Source organism: Amycolatopsis sp. NBC_01286 (assembly GCF_035982555.1).
Classification (GTDB): Bacteria; Actinomycetota; Actinomycetes; order Mycobacteriales; family Pseudonocardiaceae; genus Amycolatopsis.
In genome coordinates, this window is the sequence record NZ_CP108428.1 from 6,357,048 (window position 1) to 6,374,749 (window position 17,702).

Genomic DNA, 17,702 nt, shown 5'->3' on the forward strand with positions numbered 1-17,702 from the left:
GGATCACCAGTGCGGAGCGGTGTGGAAGGCGCAGCTGAGCGGCACCGGCGATCGGGTGCGCAGGCTCAGCCAGGCGAACCCGCCCCAGTGCCCGGACACCGCGCCGGGCGGGACGTCGATCGACCAGGGCCGTCCGGCCATGCCGGTGCCCGCGGCCTTGACGCACGCTTCCTGCACGGTCCACACCCAGGCGAACTCCCGGGCCCGCCACGCGCGGGGCAGGGCGGTGACCTTCGGTGCGTGCGAGCCGAGGCACCGGCGCACGGTCGAGTCGGTCAGCCGGTCCGGGGGCAGCTGGACGTCCACGCCCACGTCTCCGTGCGCGCACACCGCCGCCGCGATCCGGTCCCCGTCGTGGGAGATCGTGATGCCGGGCAACGCGAGGTCCGGCGCGCCACCGGCGTCCAGCCGGGGCTTGCCCGCCGGGTCGGCGCGCAGCGGCAGCGCGGCCAGGTCGGGCCGCACCCGCCGCAGCAGGCGCCGCAGCAGGTGCCGGCCGGCGAGGAACTCCGCGCGGCGCCAGCGCGGCCGGGTGCCGGCGTCGGCGAGGTCGCCCGCGTGGGCGAGCGCGTCGCCGAGGTCGGCGCGGGCGGCCGAGGCGACCCACACCCCGGGCGAGATCTCGGCGCCGTCGGCGGTGACGTCCAGGCCATCGCCGGCGTCGGCCCGCGTTCCGGCGGTCACGCGCGCAGCTCCTCGAGCAGGGTCCCGGCGCCGTCGGCGACCGCGCCGAGCATCAGCTCGGTCACCCCGCCGCCGATGCCGAACACCGCGGCCTCGGCCCGCACGAGCTGCAGGCCGTCGTCGGCGAACCCGTCGGCGCCGCGCCAGCGCGCGCAGCGCGAGAGCACCTCGTCGGGGGTGATCCCGATCGCGGCCTTCAGCATCGCCGCGCTCGTCGTGTCGTGGTCCTCCACGACCCGTTCGCCCAGGGCTTCGTACAGGGCGCGCAGTTCGCGCACCCGCACCAGGCAGCGCGCGAACTCCTGGCGGACCGAGTCGTGGTCCCACAGCGCGCGGCCGTCGATCTCCCGCTCGGTCAGCGCGGTCCGGGTGTCGGCCAGCACGCGGCTGGTGAGCGCGGTGGCCCACTGGGCGCCGGCGAGGCGCTCGGTGCCCATGTGCCGGGCGAACAGGGCCAGCCCGCGGCCGGTCCGGCCGAGCACGGCCGAGGCGGGCAGGCGGACCCCGGAGAACTCGACGTGCCCGGTGCCCGAGCCCGGGAGCAGGGACGTCGTCGCGGGCGTGACCCGCACCCCGGCCGTGTCGGCCGGGACCAGGACCCAGGTGAAGGACGTGAAGTGCCGGCCGGGCCGGTGCCGGGCCAGCACCAGGAAGTACGCGGCGCGCGTCGCCGTGGTCACCCACCGCTTCGCGCCCTCGAGCCGGACGGTGTCTCCGTCGACCTCGATCTCCGTGCCCAGCCCGGTGAGGTCGGACCCGGCCGCCGCGGCGTCCGTGGCGGCCAGCGCGACCTCGCAGCCGCCGTCGGCGACCCGGTCGAACGCGGCCTCGGCCGGCCCGGTCCCGGCGGCCAGGATCGGCAACGCGCTCGCCGACTGCACCAGCACGCTCAGTGTGATGCCGTTGTCCCCGCGGGCGTCGACCGCGCGCAGGGTGGCGCCGAGCCGGTCCGGGTCGGCGACCAGGCCGGTCGGGGTGCGCCGGCGGTACTGCGCCCGCAGCACGCCGGCGGACCCGAGCGCCCGCCACACCTCGGCGGCGGGGGCGTCGGATTCCACAGTGGACAGTGTTTCCGCCGCGTCCGGGGCGGGACCGGCGCGCACGCGCGAGTCCAGCAGCGCTGACTCAGGCAAAACGCACCTCCTGGTCGAGGAGGGTGAGCCGGCCGTCGGCGAGGTGCAGCCGGTCGTTGCTGTAGTTCAGCACCGCCGAGCGCAGGTCCCGCAGCGACTGCTCCAGCCGCGTCGGGGAGTCGCGCAGGTAACCGTGGCGCATCCCGACGGCGTCGACCAGCTCGTCGACGGCGCGGTAGCACTCCTCGGCGGCGGTGATCTTCACGGCGTTGATCAGCAGCTGCACCTTCGGCACGCTGAGGTCCGCGGTGGTCTCGACGACCTCGCGGGCGTGGTCGATCAGCGCGTGCACGGTGTCCAGCCGCTGGCGCGACCGCGACAGCCGCGTCATCAGCAGTTCCGAGCTCAGGTCGGTCTTCCCGCGGCTGCCGCGCAGCGAGCCGATCACCCGGGACAGCGCCCCGGCCGCCGTGCCCAGCCAGCACGACGCCCAGCCGAGGTGGGCCAGCGGCCCGAACACGGTGGTGACGATCGTGTGGAAGTCGCCGTGCCGGCCGACGACCTGGTGGGCGGGCAGCCGCCCGCGCAGCTTCAGGGCGCCGCTGTCGCTGGCCCGCATGCCCAGCGGGTTCCAGCCGCCCGCCGGCTCGATCTCCACCTGCGAGCGGGCGGCGTAGACCAGCGAAACCTGGTTGTCCGCCTCGGAGTCCGGCGACCGCATCGTGATCAGGAACCCGTCGGCGTGCCGGCCCCCGGTGACGATCGGGGCGAAGCGGTCGACGAGCAGCTCGCCGTCGCGCCAGGCCGCGGCGGACTCGGCGGTCAGCAGGTGCCCGCCCTTGCCCGCCTCGGTGGTGACCGAGGCGATGTAGAGCCGGCCCGCGGCGATCTCGGGCACCAGCTCCGCGCGCAGCTTGCCGTCGGCGTGTGCGAGCACGGCGGCGACCTGCTGGCAGTGCATGGCGAAGATCATCGCCAGGGACATGTCCACCCGGCCCAGCTCGACGCTGGTCTCGAGCATGTCGGCCAGCGATCCGCCGAGCCCGCCCTCCTCGGCGGGCACGAGCAGGCCCAGCAGGCCGGTGGCACGCAGCTCGTCGAGCGCCTGCACCGGGAACGCGGCGTCGTCGTCGGTCTCGCGGACGTGTTCGGCGGCGACCTTGGTCACGCGCCCCACGAGCTCGGCGAGGGGAGCGGTGGTCATGACGAGACCCCCTGGTGCTCCAGCTGAGCGCTGACCGCGGTCCACAGCGTGGCCGGGGTGGCGAAGGTGGCGTCGGTGATGTCCTCGTCCGGCAGCGAGATGCCGAACACGTCCTCGATCTCGAACAGCACGTTGATCGACTGCATCGAGTCCAGCCCGCACTCGCGCAGCGAGTCGTCCGGGCCGAGCTCGCGGCCGTTGAGGAACTTCAGGAACGGGGTCAGCAGTTCGGTCATGCGGGGGTCCATCGGTTCGCTCCTCATTTCGGGTCCGCCGTAGCGGGGTCGGTGACCGTGGTGGTCCTGACCAGTTCCACACGCGAGGTCCGCGCGGGGGTTCCGGGGCGGTCGCCGTCGACGACGACCTCCGCCGGCAGGGGGTGGCCCAGGAAGGCGATCAGGCTGGCGTACAGCCCGTAGGCGCCGACGTTCGGCACCGCCACCAGGTCGCCGGGGCTCAGTTCGGGCAGCTTCCCGTTGCGGGTCCAGGTGTCCAGCGGCGTGCACAGCGGGCCGGCGACGAGCGCGTCCAGTGCGGGCGGGCCGGCCGGGCCGAGCAGGTGGGGGTTGAGCGGCGGCAGCCGCCGCATCCCCGACATGCCGCCGAGGTGGTTGATGCCGGACTCCAGCACGACGATGTCCTTGCCCTGCGAGCGTTTGACGTCCAGCACGGCCGTGACGAGGGTGCCCGCGGTGCCGACCAGGTACCGGCCGGACTCGAACACGACCTCCGGGCCCTGCTCGCGCCAGCCCGGCACCTTCTCGCCGAGCAGCGCTTCGAGCCCTTCGCGCAGGCCGGGCAGCTCGCCCGCGGTGCCTTCCTTCGCGAACGGGGCACCGAAACCGCCGCCGAGGTCGAGGGTCCGGAAGCGGACCCCGTGTGATGCCAAGGCTTCCTGCAGCCGCGCGGCGGTGTCCAGCGCGCGGCCGAACTGCCCGAGCAGGTCGTCGACCTGGGTGAGGTTGGTGCCCATGTAGAGGTGCAGCCCGGACGCCTCGGCGTGCGCGCCCCCGGCGAAGCGGGCGGGCTCGGCGAGGATCCAGCCGGTGTCGGCGCCGAACTGCGACGGCACGCCGGTCATCGCCAGGCCCTGGCCCGGCACCGGCTGGTCGTCGTTGACGCGCAGCAGGTAGCGGGCGTGGACGCCGGCCTCGCCGGCGAGCCGGTCGAGCTGGGTGATGGCGTACGGCGAGTCCACGGAGAACTCCCGCACCCCGGCCCGCAGCGCGGCCGTGATCTCGGCGTCCCGCTTGGCCGGGCCGGTGTAGAGCACCTGCTCGCCCGCCCAGCCGGCCTCGAGCGCGGCCCGCAGCTCGCCGGAGGAGCAGACCTCCGGGCGGGCGCCGGCCTCGCGCAGCGTGGCCAGGACGTCCGGGTGCGGGTTGGCCTTCAGCGAGTACAGCAGCCCGGTGCCCGCGGGCAGGGCCTCGTCGAGGCGCCGGTGGTTGCGGCGGACCTCGGCCAGGTCGTAGACGTAGGCGGGGGTCGGCAGCGCGGCGAGCTCGCCGGGCAGGTCCGCGAGCGGGGAAGGGTGCTCAGCGAGCAGCTCCACTGGACACCTCCTCCGCGATCGAAGCCAGCGCCTTGCGGTCGACCTTTCCGTTGCCGGTCAGGGGAAGCGTGTCCACCAGGCGGCAGGTCGCCGGGATCTTGAACTCCTCGATCCGGGTGCGCATCGCGTCGAGCACGCCGTCGGCGGCCAGGTCGCCGGTGACGAACAGCCAGGCCGGGCGGGTGTCCTTCGGGACCAGCACCGCGGCTTCGCGGACGCCGGGCACGCGGCGGGCGGCGGCCTCGACCTCGGTCGCGCTGACGCGGAACCCGCGCTCCTTGTAGATGTCGTCGCGGCGGCCGTCGAAGTAGAGGTAACCCTCGTCGTCGAGCCGGCCGTAGTCGCCGGTGCGCAGTTCCGGGAACAGCCCGTCCACGCGCGGGAACTTCTGCTCGGTGAGCTCCGGACGGCGCCAGTACCCGGCCATCACGTTCGGGCCGCGCACCACGATCTCGCCGACCTCGCCGGCGGGCAGCCGCTCACCGGCGTCGTCGATGACGAAGACCTCCGTGCCGGGCAGGGCCCGGCCGCTGGAACCAGGCCGGTCCAGGTCGCCGTCCACCGGCATGATGGTGGCGCGCTTGCACTCGGTCAGCCCGAACATCAGCTGCACACGCAGGCCGGGAATGGCTGCACGCAGGCCTTCCAGCGTGCCGGTGGGCATCGCCGCACCGGTGTTGGTGAGCAGCCGCAGGGCGGGGGCGGGCGTCGGACGGCGCCGCAGCAGCGCGCTGAGCGCCTCGGCGACGGCCGGGACGGCGGGCAGCACGGTCGCGCCGGCGCGCACCAGGTTCCCGACCAGCGACGGCCCCACCTCGGTGGGTGCGCCCAGCGTCAGGTTCGAGCCCGCCGTGACGGACAGGAACACCTGGTACAGCCCGTAGTCGAAGGACAGCGGCAGCGGGCTGTAGACGACGTCGTCGCTGCGGTACTCCAGCACCGAGGTGATCGCCCCGACGGCGAAGAGCAGCTGCTGGTGGGTGCTGACCACGGCCTTGGGCAGCGAGGTCGTGCCCGAGGTGTAGATCAGGCACACGACGTCCACCGGCAGCGGGGGAGCGGGCAGCTCGACGTCGTGACCGGGGCCGGCGGCGAGGTCCGCCACCGAGACGGCGGGGACACCGGCCGCGTCGGCCGAGCGCCGCACCTCGTCGTCGCCGGTCACCATCAGCACCGGCTCGGAGTCCGCGAGCACGTGGTCGAGGCTGCTGCCGCGGACCTGTTCGTGCAACAGGGAAAACGCGACTCCGGCGCGGGCGGCGCCGAAGACCACGGCGGGCAGCAGGGTGCTCGCCGGGGCGTTGATCAGCAGCCGGTCGCCGCGGCGGGCGCCCCGGTCGGCCAGCGACGCGGCGACGCGCTGCGCGGCGGCGGCGAGCTCGGCGTAGGTCGTCGACTCGCCCCGGCAGGTCAGCGCGGTCCGGTTCGGCCACTGCCGGGCGGCGTGGTCGAGCAGTTCGTGGAGCACTCGCGGGGAGTAGGTCATCGTGTTCCTCCTGCGGCCAGGACGGCGCGGCAGAGGCCGTCGACGTGGGTGAGTTTCTCCGGGACCAGGTCCTCGGCGGCGAACTCGACGCCGAGGTCGCTTTCGATCCGCTCGACGATCTCCATCATCCGGAACGAGCTGAAGCCGGGGATCTCGCCGAGCGCGCCGGCGCCGGCGGGGGGTTCGGTGCCCAGCACGGTCCCGATCACCGAGGTGACGGACTCGCGGACCTGCACCGGGACCTCGGCGGTGTCCACTGTGGACGTCGCGGTGATCTCGACGATGCCGCCGAACGCGGTGTGGTCCGCGGCGAGGCACTCGGCGAGGCGCGGGAACAGCGCCCGCGGCTCCTCCCGGCCCGCGGACACCCGGCGGCTCGCCAGGTAGACCTGCTTGGCCAGCGCGTCCCACTCCGCCAGGTGCGCCCGCACCGCGTCGGTGTCCAGCTCCATGGCCGCGGCGTGCAGGCGGCGGCTGCGGGTGAGCAGCCAGGTCTGCAACGTCAGGCCCCGCAACGCCCGGACCCGGTCGGGGTGATCGGCGTAGGTCGCCACGAACGAACCGGCGTCGGCCAGTTCCACCAGCGGCGTGCGCTCGGTGGCGGAGCCGTCGGCGACGAGGTCGAAGGTCAGCGCGCCCTCGGGGAGCGCTTCGGCGAACTCCGCGTGGCCGAGCGTCCAGCGGCCCGGCCGGGCCGCGCCCCACTGGGTGTCGTTGTGGTAGCCGTCCACGACGGTGACGCCGTCGTCGGCCGGCTCGACCAGGAAGCTGTGCTCCAGGTGCTGCTCGTGGAAGTAGGGCACCCAGGGCAGGTGGTAGGCGTCGGCCACGACGTAACAGCCGGGGCCCGGCGCGAGGCCGTCCGCGCCGTCGACCCGCTCGCGCCGGGTGACGCGCATGCCCAGCAGGGTGGCGGATTCGGTCACGTGCGCGTCGACCCGCGGCTCGACGGTGGGCAGGCCGTCCGCGCCCGGCCGGGGCCAGAAGCGCAGGACCCGGCCCAGCGCGAGGTGCGTGCCGTCGCCGTGGAGGCGGTCGGCGAGCTCGGCCAGGTTCACCTGGACGCAGTCGAAGAGGCGGTGGTCCAGCGGCTCAGACGGCATGACCACTCCCGGCGATCGCGAGTCCCTGGACCGGCTGCAGCTGGTCCATCGCCGCCAGGAGCGACTGCTCCACGGGCGGCTCGTTGCTGAGCTCGCCGTCCATCAGCTGCTGGTAGGCGGACAGGTCGAGGTAGCCGTGCCCGCTCACGCAGGCGACCACGCCGCGGGTGGGCCGGTCCTCGTCGTCGCGGCCCGAGGCCAGGCGCGCGGCGACGGCCAGCGCGTGCCCGGACTCCGGTGCGGGCAGCACCATCTCCGTGCGGGTGAAGACCTGACCGGCCTCCAGCGCTTCGACCTGGCCGACGGCCCGGGCGGTGATCTGGTCCTGGTGCCGCATGGCGGACAGGACCTTCGCCGCGCCGTGGAAGCGCAGGCCGGCCGAGTGCGAGTCCGGGATCGGGTAGGAGCTGCCGATCGTGTACATCGCCTCCATCGGGCTGACCCCGGTGGCGTCGGTCTTGTCGTAGGCGTAGACGCCGCGGGTGAGCTTCGGGGTGGTGCTGGACTCCGCGGCGACCAGCCGCGGGCACTCCGCCCCGGTCGCGGCGGCCTCGGCGAAGAACGGCAGGGCGAGCCCGCCGAAGTTCGAGCCGGCGCCGACGCAGCCGACGACACTGTCCACTTCGGCCTCCAGCTCGGCGAGCTGCTCGATGGCCTCCAGCCCGATCACGGACTGGTGCAGGATGCTGTAGGTCTCGCCGCTGCCGATGCAGAACGCGGCCCCTTCGGTGCGCCCGGCGTATTCGACGGCTTCGCCGATGGCCAGCGCGAGGCTGTTGAACCCGCCGCCGGCGCGGGCGGCGACCTCGGTCAGGTCGCTCGGGCTGGCGTGCACGGTGGCGCCGAGGGTGCGCATCAGCGTGCCCCGGTAGGGCTTCTTCTGCAGGCTCGTGCCCACCATGAACACCCGGCAGCGCAGCCCGAAGATCGAGCAGGCGGCGGCGAGCGCGGTGCCCCACTGCCCGGCCCCGGTCCCGGTGACCAGTTCCTTCACGCCGGCCTTGGCGTAGTAGTAGGCCTGCGCGAGCGCGGTGTTCAGCTTGTGGCTGCCGGAGATGTTGCCGCCCTCGTACTTGACGTAGATCGGCACCCGCGCGCCGACGGCCTCCTCGAACCGGCGGGCCCGCCACAGCTGGGTGGGCCGGAAGGTGCGGTAGGCGTCGAGCACCTCGGCGGGGATGTCCCAGAACTCGCGGCCCGGTGCGGACTGGCGCACCAGCGCGAACGGCAGGTTCACCGAGACCCCGGCGTCCGAGCTGCCGGCGGTCGCCTCCGGGCTGCGGTCGGGCGGCAGCGGCTCGTCCAGGTGCGGCAGCACGCTGCGCCAGCTGGTCGGCATCGCGACGGTGCTCATCGCTGCACCTCCGTCTCGCGGGCGCCTTCGGCGACGACCTCGACGAGGTCGTTGACCGTCTTGAAGGTGCGGCCGACGAACAGGTCGTCGGGCAGTGTCACGTCGAGGGTGTCCTCCAGCTGCACCAGCATGCCGACGAAACCCATCGAGTTGATGCGCAGCAGGTCGCCGCTGAGCGGCTCGTTGTCCTGGATCTCCTCCGGCGCCAGTGAAAGCCGGGATTCGGCGATCACCACGCGCTTGACCGAGTCGGAGACCGTCGTGTGGTCTGGTCCGGTTGTCATCTTTGCCCTCCCAGGCATTCGGGGATCGGTTCGTCGTTCTTCTTGCGCGGGGAAGTTCAGGCCGTGCGGGCCAGGTCGGCGTCGTTCCGGGCGAGGAACTCGTCGAGGTGGCCCAGCACGGCGGGCAGGGCTTTCCGGCCGAACACGTCGAAGTGACCGCAGTGCAGTTCGCGCACGCGCAGCCGCCCGGACAGCCGGGTCCAGTTCTCGATCTGGGTGCGGCGGTTCGGCCCGTCGCACGCCATCAGCAGCGCGGGCCCGGGGTGGGCGCTGGTCACCCGGTGCCGGCCCGACGCGGTGACGTGGGCGTGGGCGGTGGTTTCGGCCGACGGCTGGTCGCGGGGTGCGACCTTGGCGTGGACCGAGCGCATGATCCGCTCGACGACGTCGTCGCGCTGGGTCGCGGTGCCGAACTCGTCCCGGCGGGTGAAGCTGTCGATCATCACCACGGCGGGGGCCGGGCCGGTCTCGGCGAGCCGTGCGCCCAGCTCCCAGGCGAGGACGCCGCCCATGGACCAGCCCACCAGCAGTTCCGGGCGCCGCGGCAGGGTGTCCAGCAGCCGCAGGTACCGCCGCGCCATCGCGTCGACGTCCTCATCGGGCTGCTCGCCTTCGAACAGGCCGCTGGCGCGGATCCCGCTCACCCCGCCGCGGCGGGCCAGCCGCACGGCCAGCGGGGTGTACGGGCTCAGGCCGCCACCGCCGGGGTGCACGAGCACCGCCTGCGAGGCCTGCGGCCGCCGGCTCAGCGGGAGCAGCAGGGGCGGCTTCGCGGGGGCGGTCATCAGTTCGCCTCGCGCAGCCGGCCGTTGGCCTCGACCACCCAGCTGTAGTTCACCAGCGCGGCCAAGGTGATCGGCCCGCGGGCGTGCAGCCTGCTGGTGCTGATCGCGATCTCCGAGCCCAGCTCCAGCGTGGGACCGTCGTTGAGCCGCAGGGACCCGTTGACGACGATGGTGGCCGCGTCCACCCGGTCGGTGAACTCGCCGGTGACCTCCGGGTCGGTGGCGGCGATCGCCTCGCTGTGCCCGGAGCCGTACCGCTGGATGAACTCGACGGCTTCGTCCGGGGAGTCCACCGCCACCACGCCGATCGTGCTGTCGAGGAACTCCCGGCCCAGGTCGTGCTCGCCGAGGGCTTCCGCCCGCCACGGCCCGGTCGTCTCCGGCTGCCGGATCCCTTCGCCGACCCGCAGGGTCAGCGGCCGGCCGTCGCGGCGGGCGCCGTCGAGCAGCGCCGCCACGAACTCGTCGGCCACCGGCCGGTCGACCAGCGCGATCTCCAGGGAGGTGCAGCCGGCCGGGGCGGGCAGCTTGCTGTCCAGCGCGATCGCGACCGCCTGGTCCAGCTCGGCGCTCGAGTGCACGTAGAGGTGGTTGACCCCGCCGCCGCTGGCCAGCACCGGGATGGTGCCCGCGTTGTGGCAGTAGTCGACGAGCGAGGGGCTGCCGCGGGGGATGAGCACGTCGATCTCGTCGGGCCGGCGCAGCAGTTCCTTCATCAGCGCGCGGCTGGGGTCGTCCAGCACGGTGACCAGGCCCGTGGGCAGCTCGGCGTCCTCCAAAGCGGCGGTGACGGCGGCGCCGAGCGCGGCGTTGGTCCGCGTGATCTCCTTGCCACCGCGCAGGATCACCGCGTTGCCGGCCGCGACGTTGAGCAGTGCGCCCTCGACGGTGACGGTCGGGCGGGCCTCGAAGATCATCAGCACCACGCCCAGCGGCCGCGGCACGCGGCGACGCGTGCCCCAGTCGCCGATCGGGGTGCCCGGCGGGCGGTGGGTCAGCTCGCGCATCTCGCCGGCGACCGTCGACGTCAGGGTGACCAGGTCCGCCAGGTGCTCCTCGGTCAGCCGGAGCCGGTCGACGAGCACGTCGGGTAGGCCCTGCTCTTGAGCCCGGCCGACGTCGGCGTCGTTCTCCGCGCGGATCCGCGGCCACGCCGAGGTGAGCCGGTGAGCCAGCCCGGTGCAGAAACGGTCGTACGCTTCGGTGCCCAGCGGCGGGGCCGCCACGGTCGCCGCACGTGCGGCGGTCACGATCTTGTCTACCATTGTTCTCCCGACCTCGAACCGGATTCCAGCCGCGGCGACTCCGCGACGATTCCGATGATTTCCCCCGGTAGATGACTCACGCTCCCACCGGGAAATGGTCGGGGCAAATGTGATCATGGCCCTGCTGATGGGCTCATCAATAGTTTCTATGACCCCATCAACCGCACCCTGTTCCGCGGTTCTAAACGTTGACTACGTGGAAATTTCCTTGGAGTGTCTTCAGGCATGGAACATCGACGACTGGGCCGCAGCGGCCTCTCACTGAGCAGGATCGCCTACGGCAATTGGATCACCCACGGATCGCAGGTGGCGGAAGAACAAGCGAAGAAATGCGTCGAAGCGGCGCTCGACGCCGGTATCACCACTTTCGACACCGCCGACATGTACGCGAACACCCGCGCCGAAGAGGTGCTGGGGCGCGCGCTGGCGGGCCGTCGCCGGGAAAGCCTGGAGATCTGCACCAAGGTGTACTGGCCGACCGGCCCCGGCGGCCCCAACGACCAGGGCCTGGGCCGCAAGCACATCATGGAGTCCGCGACCGGCTCCCTGCGCCGGCTCGGGACCGACTACCTCGACCTCTACCAGGCCCACCAGTTCGACCCCACGGTCGAACTGGAGGAGACGATGCTGGCCTTCGCCGACCTGGTGCGCCAGGGCAAGGTCCTCTACGTCGGGGTCTCGGAGTGGACCGCCGACCAGATCACCCGCGCCGCCGCGCTGGCCCGCGAGCTGCGGGTCCCGCTGATCGGCAGCCAGACGCAGTACTCGATGCTGTGGCGGGTCATCGAGGCCCAGGTCATCCCGGCCTGCGAGCGCGAAGGCATGGGCCAGCTCGTCTGGTCGCCGATGGCCCAGGGCGTGCTCACCGGCAAGTACCTGCCCGGTCAGCGTCCGCCCGAGGGCTCCCGCGCCACCGACGGCGAGGGCAGCGGCTACATGGTCCGCTGGCTGCAGGACGACGTGCTCCGCAAGGTGCAGGAACTGCGCCCGGTCGCCGAGGAGCTCGGCCTGACGATGGCCCAGCTCGCCCTCGCCTGGGTGCTGCAGAACCCCAACGTCACCTCCGCGATCACCGGTGCCTCGCGCCCCGAGCAGCTCACGGACAACCTCAAGGCCGTCGACGTCGTGCTCGAGGACGCCGTGATGGCCAAGATCGACGAGGTGCTCGACGGCGTCAGCCGCTTCGACCCGACGTTCATCGGCGTGCCGCTGACGGCCCTCGTCTGATCACGACTCCAGGGAGAAACGCGTGTCGGACACCGAATGGGCCTACGACGGAAAGCGCTATCGGTCGCACCGCTTCCCCGGTGAAGTCCGGGCGGAGCTGAAACCCCTCAACCGCAGCGACAACTGGCACGCCGGACTGGCGTGGCTGGAGGACGCCTGCTGGATCGCGGCGTGCGTGTGGCTGTGCGTCGCGGTGTCGTGGTGGTGCTACCCGCTGGCGGCGCTGGTCATCGGCGCCCGCCAGCGGGGGCTGTCCACGATCCTGCACGACTGCGCCCACGGCGTCGGCGCGGCCGACCACCGGGTGCGGATGCTGCTCGGCACCGTGCTCACCGCGTACCCGATCTTCCAGCAGCACTACGCCTACAAGGTTTCGCACGTGTTCACCCACCACCCGCGGCTGGGTGATCCGGACCAGGACCCGGATCTGCGGTTCTTCATCGAGCAGGGGGCCTACCGGGCCGCGTCGCCGCGGGCCTACGTCCGCCGGGTGGTGCTGATGCCGCTGTTCGGCACGCAGACCTGGGCCTACCTGCGGTACCTGGTGCGCAACCGGTACCGGGTGCTGCGGGCGGGCCGGGTCCAGGAATCCTCGCCGGTCCAGCCCCGCAAGCGGGCGCTCGACCGCGTCGGGTTCTGGGCGTTCTGGGCGGTCGTCGCCGGCGTCTGCTGGTCACAGGGCTGGACGATGGAGCTGCTGCTGTTCTGGTTCGTGCCCTACCTGACGAGCTTCCAGATCCTGGGCTGGTACATCGAGCTGTCCGAGCACACCCCGCTCGTCCGCGACTCCCGGGTCGACCTGCACATGACCCGCAACCGCAAGAGCCGCGGCTGGGAGAAGTTCCTCACCGGCATCCACAACGACAACTACCACCTGGAACACCACCTCGACCCGCGCACGCCGTTCTGGAACCTCGGCAAGGCGCGTCAGGTGCGGCTGGCCGATCCGGAGTACGCCGCCGTCGACGCCGTGCTCGGCGGTCTGTTCACCCGCGGGCCGCAGGGCCAGCCCAGCGCCGTCACCGCGATCGTCACGTCCATGTCCGAGCAGCCGAGGGAGCACGCCCATGCCGGTCGGTGACAGAGGCGCCAGCACGCCGAAGCAGTACCGGCGGCCCGAGTCCGCGGTGCTGCACGCCGGCGCCGAGCTGCGCACCGGCCCGACCGCGCCGGTGGTCACGCCCATCTTCCAGACCGCGGCCTACGAGCTGCCCGGCACCGGGGCCGCCGCGGGCATCTTCGACCTCAGCGAGGACGGCCACGCCTACACCCGCCTCAACAACCCGACGTGCGACGTCCTCGAGGCGCGGATCGCCGCGGTCGACGGCGCCCCGGCGGCGCTGGCCGTCTCCTCCGGCCAGGCCGCGACCACCGTCGCGCTGCTCAACCTGTGCCAGGCCGGCGACAACATCGTCAGCTCCGACGAGCTCTACGGCGGCACGTGGAACCTGCTGGCCAACACCTTCGCCCGGTTCGGCATCGAGACCCGGTTCGTCAGCCCGGAGGACCCGAAGAACTTCGCCGCCGCCACCGACGAACGCACCCGGTGCTACTTCGGCGAAACCCTGCCCAACCCCAAGCTGCGCATCTTCCCCATCGAGGACGTCGCCGGGCTCGCGGACCAGGCCGGGGTGCCGCTGGTGCTGGACAACACCCTGCTCCCGATGGTCTGCAACCCGCTGAAGTTCGGCGCGAACATCCTGGTGTACTCGGCGACGAAGTACATCGGCGGGCACGGCAGCGCCCTGGGCGGGCTCATCGTGGACGGCGGCACCTTCGACTGGACCCGCCACGCCGCGCGGCACCCGCTGCTCACCGAGCCCGACGCCGCCCACGGTGGCGAGGTGTGGACCGAAGCCGGTGCCGGGCTCGAAGGCGCGCTGGGCCGCAGCCCGTACCTGCTCAAGGCGCGGGAAACGCTGCTGCGCGACCTCGGGCCGTGCCTGAGCCCGTTCAACGCTTTCCTGCTCATCCAGGGCATCGAGACGCTGCCGCTGCGGATGCGGGCGCACGGGGACAACGCGGCCGCGGTGGCCCGGTTCCTCGCCGCGCACCCGGCGGTGGCCTCGGTCCGCCACCCGAGCCTGGCCGGCGGCGAGCAGGCGGACCTGCTCAAGCGGTACCTCGGCGGCAACGGCGGCCCGCTGGTGCAGTTCGAGCTCACCGGCGGGCAGGAGGCGGGCAGCCGGTTCATCGAGGCCCTCCGCCTCTTCGCACACGTGACCAACATCGGCGACGTCCGGTCCCTGGCTACGCACCCGGCGTCCACCACCCACGCCCAGCTGCCGGTGGCCGACCAGCTCGCGGCGGGCGTGACCCCGGGCTCGGTCCGGTTGTCCCTGGGCCTGGAGCACCCCGACGACCTGCTCGAAGACCTCGCCCAGGCGCTGGAGCAGGCCCGGTGAGCCGCCCGCTGATCGCGCTCGCCGCGTCGGCCGAACCGGTCGACGAGGTGTCGCACATCGCGGTGCGCGAGGTCTACGTCCGGGCCCTGGAACGGGTTTCCGGCTGCGCGGTGGCCGTCGTCGGCGGCCCCGCGCCGTACCTGGCGGAGCTGCTCGGCCGGTTCGACGGCGTCGTGTTCGGCGGCCACCAGACCGACGTCCAGCCCGCCCGCTACGGCGGCGCCCCCCGGCTCGCCCCGGCGGACCCGGCCCGCGACGAGCTCGCGTTGCGGGTGCTGCCCGCCGCGTTGCGGGCGCGGCTGCCGGTGCTGGGGGTCTGCCGCGGGCTGCAGGAGCTCAACGTCGCCTTGGGCGGCACCCTGCGCGACCTGCCCCACGACGGGCACCGCGAGGACCTCTCGCAGCCCCGGGACCGGCAGTACCTGCCCGCCCACGAGGTCCGCCTGCGCGAAGGCGGGGTGCTGCGGCGGCTGCTGGGCACCTCGGCCGTCTCGGTCAACTCGCTGCACCACCAGGCCATCGACCGGGTCGCCCCGGACCTGCGGGTGGAAGCGGTGTCGGCCGACGGCGTGATCGAGGCCGTCTCGGCCACGACGGGCTCGTTCTGCCTCGCCGTGCAGTGGCACCCGGAGTGGTACGCGGGCACGGACCCGGTCTCCGCCGCGCTCTTCCGCGAGTTCGGCGTCGCGGCCCGGCTCGCGGCCGACCGCCGATCGCACCTGGCCGCGGCCGGCTGAGCCGCTCAGCCCGGCTTTCCCTTGCCGCGCCCCATGTCCAGCAGCGGCATGAACAGCTGGGCCAGTGGCCCGATCGTGCAGGCGTACAGCACGGTCCCGATGCCCACGGTGGCGCCGAGGGCGAACCCGATCACCAGCACCGCGATCTCGATGCCCCAGCGCACCGCCCAGATCGGGTGCCCGCGCTGGGCGAGCCCGGTCATCAGGCCGTCGCGCGGCCCCGGGCCGGCCTGCGCGCCGATGTAGCAGCCGGTGGCGAAGCCGTTGAGCACGATGCCCGCGATCAGCACGACCCAGCGCAGCCACAGGTGGTCGAACGACGGCAGCAGCGCCAGGGTGACGTCCATCGAGGTGCCGACGAGCAGGACGTTGCACAGCGTGCCCAGCCCCGGTTTCTGCCGCAGTGGGATCCACAGCAGCAGCACGGCGGCGCCGATCAGGTTGGTCCAGACGCCGATGCTGAGCCCGACCGTGCGGGTCAGCCCCTGGGCGAGCGCGTCCCACGGCTCGACGCCGAGCCCGGCCGCCACGACCATCGCGTCGCTGATCCCGTAGAGCACCAGCCCGAAGAGCAGCTGGCTCCCGCGCCGCACGGGCCTGCCCGGCGGGATCAGCGGCGACTGCAGCAGATCGGCCGCCCGCACGCGTGATTTCGGCACCGTCCGGGCCACCCCTTCCCCGCAGAGTCGTCCCGAAGTCTACGGGCACCGGCGTCCCACCGCGCGGCTCAGCGCACCGGCGTCGCCCGGAAGGGCCGGAAGAACTCGCGCAGTTCCGCCGCGTACAGCTCGGGTTCCTCGAACGGCGCGAAGTGGCCACCGCGCGCGGGCTCGGTGACGCGTGTGACGTTCGCCGTGCGCTCGAGCCACGCCCGCGGCGGTGTCAGGAAATCCCCGGGGAACAAGGAAAAGCCGGACGGCACCTCGACGCGCCGGGCGAGCCGCTCGGGTGGGATCGCGGAGTTCGCGCGGTACATCCGCATCGACGAGCCGATCGTCGCGGTGAACCAGTAGAGCGTCACGTTGGTGAGGATCTCGTCCTTCGTGAAGCTACGTTCGACGTCGCCGCCGCAGTCGCTCCACGCCCGCATCTTCTCGACGATCCACGCGGCCAGCCCGACCGGCGAGTCGGTCAGCCCGAAGGCCGCGGTCTGCGGCTTCGTGCGGTGCATCGCCGCGAAGGCGCCCTCGGTCCCGCTCCAGGCCGGCCAGGCGGCCAGCCAGGTCCGTTCCGCCGGCGTGAGGTCCGCCGGGTCGCCGGTGAAGACCGGCAGGCCCGGGTCGGTCCGGTGGACCGCCACCACCCGCTCGGGGTGGTCGAGCGCGAGGAAGCGGCTCACCTGGCTGCCGACGTCGCCGCCCGCCGCGCCGAACCGCGCGTACCCGAGATCGCCCATCAGCTCGGCCCACAGCCCGGCGACGGCGACCGAGTCGAGGGGTGCGGCCGGCCGGTCCGAATAGCCGTAGCCCGGCATGTCCGGCACCACGACGTCGAACGCGTCGGCGGGGTCGGCGCCGTGCGCGCCGGGATCGGTCAGCAGCGGGACGACCTTCGAGTAGCGCCAGAACGAGTCCGGCCAGCCGTGGCTGAGGACCAGCGGAAACGCGGTCCCGGCCGCGGCTTTCGCGTGCACGTAGTGGATCCCGAGGCCGCCCACCGGCGCGTGGAAGCGGGGGAGCCTGCCGAGTGCGGCCTCCTGCGCCGGCCAGTCGAACTCGTCGGCCCAGTACGCGGCCAGCTCGCGGAGGTAGGCGACGTCGGTGCCGAGTGCCCACCCGGCGTCTTCGGGGGCGTCGGGCCAGCGGGTCGCCCGGATCCGCGCACGCAGGTCCTCGATGGCCGCCGGCGTCGTCCGGGGGGTGAATGGGTCGGCGGTCGCCGTGGAGGTCTTCTCGGTTGTCGACACCGGCAAAGGCTATAGCCGGTGTCGGTGACCGTCAACACCGGTATGGGGTTACAGTGGTGTCGTGAACATCGCGGTGGCGGATCTGACCCTGGTCGAGCAGTTCCTCAACACGCTCGACCAGCGGACCTTCCGCTGGCACGGCGAGAAGCGCGTTGCCGCCGACCGGCTGACCTCGGTCGAAGCGCTCTCCGAGTGGCTCGAGGAGCACGATCTGGTCGCCGAGGGGCAGCGGCTGCGCCCGGCCGACCTGGCCGCCGCCGTCGCCTTGCGGACCGCGCTGCGGGAAGCGCTCACCGACGGCGCCGCGCGGGCCCTCGCCGAATTTCCCCTGCGCCTGGCGCCGGACCCGGCCGGCGGGCTGCGCGTCACCGCCGACAGCGGCGTACCCGGCCTCGACCCCATCCTCGAGACGGTGGCGGTGAACGTGGCGAGCGGTGGCTGGCACCGCCTGAAGCTGTGCGCGGCGGAGGACTGCCGCTGGGCGTTCCACGACACCTCCCGCAACGGCGGCGGCCGCTGGTGCACGATGGAGGCGTGCGGCAACCGCACCAAGACCCGCGCCTACCGCCGCCGCACGAGCTGATCTCTTTCCGGTCGCCCACTGTCCTCAGTGGACTCCCGGCGACGGCGGGCCCGG

At 73.2% G+C, this 17,702-nt stretch carries 18 protein-coding genes; 5 read left to right on the forward strand and 13 right to left on the reverse strand.

The window, feature by feature from the left end; translation table 11 throughout:
• Positions 1 to 3: 3 nt before the first annotated feature.
• The 11 genes from OG570_RS30020 to OG570_RS30070 are packed head-to-tail and all read right to left on the reverse strand — an operon-like array spanning position 4 to position 10,790.
• Positions 4 to 684 carry a 4'-phosphopantetheinyl transferase family protein gene (locus tag OG570_RS30020; RefSeq protein WP_326952481.1) on the reverse strand — a complete coding sequence of 227 codons (681 nt, stop codon included), beginning with the start codon at positions 682 to 684 and terminating at the stop codon, positions 4 to 6.
• Positions 681 to 1,817, reverse strand: a complete 1,137-nt coding sequence (locus OG570_RS30025) for an acyl-CoA dehydrogenase family protein (RefSeq protein ID WP_326952482.1) — start codon at positions 1,815 to 1,817, stop codon at positions 681 to 683. Before OG570_RS30025 ends, OG570_RS30020 begins: the two co-directional genes overlap by 4 nt.
• Positions 1,810 to 2,961 carry an acyl-CoA dehydrogenase family protein gene (locus tag OG570_RS30030; RefSeq protein ID WP_326950638.1) on the reverse strand — a complete coding sequence of 384 codons (1,152 nt, stop codon included), beginning with the start codon at positions 2,959 to 2,961 and terminating at the stop codon, positions 1,810 to 1,812. Before OG570_RS30030 ends, OG570_RS30025 begins: the two co-directional genes overlap by 8 nt.
• Positions 2,958 to 3,197: an acyl carrier protein gene (locus OG570_RS30035; RefSeq protein ID WP_326952483.1), complete on the reverse strand. Its 240-nt coding sequence runs from the start codon at positions 3,195 to 3,197 to the stop codon at positions 2,958 to 2,960. Before OG570_RS30035 ends, OG570_RS30030 begins: the two co-directional genes overlap by 4 nt.
• A 23-nt stretch (positions 3,198 to 3,220) precedes the next feature.
• Positions 3,221 to 4,513 carry a type III PLP-dependent enzyme gene (locus OG570_RS30040; protein WP_326952484.1) on the reverse strand — a complete coding sequence of 431 codons (1,293 nt, stop codon included), beginning with the start codon at positions 4,511 to 4,513 and terminating at the stop codon, positions 3,221 to 3,223.
• The gene (locus OG570_RS30045) at positions 4,497 to 5,999 is read right to left on the reverse strand and encodes a class I adenylate-forming enzyme family protein (RefSeq protein ID WP_326952485.1); all 1,503 of its coding nucleotides are present in this window, start codon (positions 5,997 to 5,999) and stop codon (positions 4,497 to 4,499) included. The genes OG570_RS30040 and OG570_RS30045 overlap by 17 nt, the downstream gene beginning before the upstream one ends.
• Positions 5,996 to 7,102 (reverse strand): acyl carrier protein, encoded by a 1,107-nt coding sequence (locus OG570_RS30050; protein WP_326950635.1) that lies wholly within the window; start codon positions 7,100 to 7,102, stop codon positions 5,996 to 5,998. Before OG570_RS30050 ends, OG570_RS30045 begins: the two co-directional genes overlap by 4 nt.
• Complete coding sequence (locus tag OG570_RS30055) at positions 7,092 to 8,456, reverse strand: TrpB-like pyridoxal phosphate-dependent enzyme (RefSeq protein ID WP_326950634.1); 1,365 nt, start codon at positions 8,454 to 8,456, stop codon at positions 7,092 to 7,094. The genes OG570_RS30050 and OG570_RS30055 overlap by 11 nt, the downstream gene beginning before the upstream one ends.
• A complete protein-coding gene (locus OG570_RS30060; protein WP_247052908.1) occupies positions 8,453 to 8,740 on the reverse strand; it encodes an acyl carrier protein in 288 nt (95 codons plus the stop codon). Before OG570_RS30060 ends, OG570_RS30055 begins: the two co-directional genes overlap by 4 nt.
• Positions 8,741 to 8,796: 56 nt before the next feature.
• Positions 8,797 to 9,525: an alpha/beta fold hydrolase gene (locus OG570_RS30065; RefSeq protein ID WP_326952486.1), complete on the reverse strand. Its 729-nt coding sequence runs from the start codon at positions 9,523 to 9,525 to the stop codon at positions 8,797 to 8,799.
• Positions 9,525 to 10,790, reverse strand: a complete 1,266-nt coding sequence (locus tag OG570_RS30070; protein ID WP_326952487.1) for a glutamate-5-semialdehyde dehydrogenase — start codon at positions 10,788 to 10,790, stop codon at positions 9,525 to 9,527. Before OG570_RS30070 ends, OG570_RS30065 begins: the two co-directional genes overlap by 1 nt.
• A gap of 225 nt (positions 10,791 to 11,015) precedes the next feature.
• Here OG570_RS30070 and OG570_RS30075 point away from each other — a divergent pair, with 225 nt between their 5' ends.
• Genes OG570_RS30075 through OG570_RS30090 form a run of 4 tightly spaced genes read left to right on the forward strand, consistent with a single transcriptional unit; the run spans position 11,016 to position 15,159 of the window.
• Positions 11,016 to 12,017, forward strand: coding sequence for an aldo/keto reductase family protein (locus OG570_RS30075; protein ID WP_326950631.1), 1,002 nt, complete (start codon positions 11,016 to 11,018; stop codon positions 12,015 to 12,017).
• Between the two features lie 22 nt (positions 12,018 to 12,039).
• On the forward strand, positions 12,040 to 13,098 hold the full coding sequence (locus OG570_RS30080) for a fatty acid desaturase family protein (RefSeq protein ID WP_326952488.1): 1,059 nt from the start codon (positions 12,040 to 12,042) through the stop codon (positions 13,096 to 13,098).
• Positions 13,085 to 14,422: an O-acetylhomoserine aminocarboxypropyltransferase/cysteine synthase family protein gene (locus OG570_RS30085; RefSeq protein ID WP_326952489.1), complete on the forward strand. Its 1,338-nt coding sequence runs from the start codon at positions 13,085 to 13,087 to the stop codon at positions 14,420 to 14,422. Before OG570_RS30080 ends, OG570_RS30085 begins: the two co-directional genes overlap by 14 nt.
• On the forward strand, positions 14,419 to 15,159 hold the full coding sequence (locus OG570_RS30090) for a gamma-glutamyl-gamma-aminobutyrate hydrolase family protein (RefSeq protein WP_326952490.1): 741 nt from the start codon (positions 14,419 to 14,421) through the stop codon (positions 15,157 to 15,159). The genes OG570_RS30085 and OG570_RS30090 overlap by 4 nt, the downstream gene beginning before the upstream one ends.
• A 5-nt stretch (positions 15,160 to 15,164) precedes the next feature.
• Here OG570_RS30090 and yczE read toward each other — a convergent pair whose 3' ends face one another.
• Both yczE and OG570_RS30100 read right to left on the reverse strand, forming a co-directional pair.
• Complete coding sequence (gene yczE / locus OG570_RS30095; RefSeq protein WP_326951568.1) at positions 15,165 to 15,785, reverse strand: membrane protein YczE; 621 nt, start codon at positions 15,783 to 15,785, stop codon at positions 15,165 to 15,167.
• 101 nt (positions 15,786 to 15,886) lie between these two features.
• On the reverse strand, positions 15,887 to 17,065 hold the full coding sequence (locus OG570_RS30100) for an epoxide hydrolase family protein (protein WP_326952491.1): 1,179 nt from the start codon (positions 17,063 to 17,065) through the stop codon (positions 15,887 to 15,889).
• 61 nt (positions 17,066 to 17,126) lie between these two features.
• Between OG570_RS30100 and OG570_RS30105 the strand changes: the two genes are divergently transcribed.
• Positions 17,127 to 17,648 carry a CGNR zinc finger domain-containing protein gene (locus tag OG570_RS30105; RefSeq protein WP_326952492.1) on the forward strand — a complete coding sequence of 174 codons (522 nt, stop codon included), beginning with the start codon at positions 17,127 to 17,129 and terminating at the stop codon, positions 17,646 to 17,648.
• Positions 17,649 to 17,702: the final 54 nt, after the last annotated feature.

Bases quoted from the DNA above. Each gene is read 5' to 3' on its own strand.
- OG570_RS30030 (WP_326950638.1), bottom strand. From the start codon at position 2,961: ATGACCACCGCTCCCCTCGCCGAGCTCGTGGGGCGCGTGACCAAGGTC.
- OG570_RS30035 (WP_326952483.1), bottom strand. From the start codon at position 3,197: ATGACCGAACTGCTGACCCCGTTCCTGAAGTTCCTCAACGGCCGCGAG.
- OG570_RS30045 (WP_326952485.1), bottom strand. From the start codon at position 5,999: ATGACCTACTCCCCGCGAGTGCTCCACGAACTGCTCGACCACGCCGCC.
- OG570_RS30050 (WP_326950635.1), bottom strand. From the start codon at position 7,102: ATGCCGTCTGAGCCGCTGGACCACCGCCTCTTCGACTGCGTCCAGGTG.
- OG570_RS30055 (WP_326950634.1), bottom strand. From the start codon at position 8,456: ATGAGCACCGTCGCGATGCCGACCAGCTGGCGCAGCGTGCTGCCGCAC.
- OG570_RS30060 (WP_247052908.1), bottom strand. From the start codon at position 8,740: ATGACAACCGGACCAGACCACACGACGGTCTCCGACTCGGTCAAGCGC.
- OG570_RS30065 (WP_326952486.1), bottom strand. From the start codon at position 9,525: ATGACCGCCCCCGCGAAGCCGCCCCTGCTGCTCCCGCTGAGCCGGCGG.
- OG570_RS30070 (WP_326952487.1), bottom strand. From the start codon at position 10,790: ATGGTAGACAAGATCGTGACCGCCGCACGTGCGGCGACCGTGGCGGCC.
- OG570_RS30075 (WP_326950631.1), top strand. From the start codon at position 11,016: ATGGAACATCGACGACTGGGCCGCAGCGGCCTCTCACTGAGCAGGATC.
- OG570_RS30085 (WP_326952489.1), top strand. From the start codon at position 13,085: ATGCCGGTCGGTGACAGAGGCGCCAGCACGCCGAAGCAGTACCGGCGG.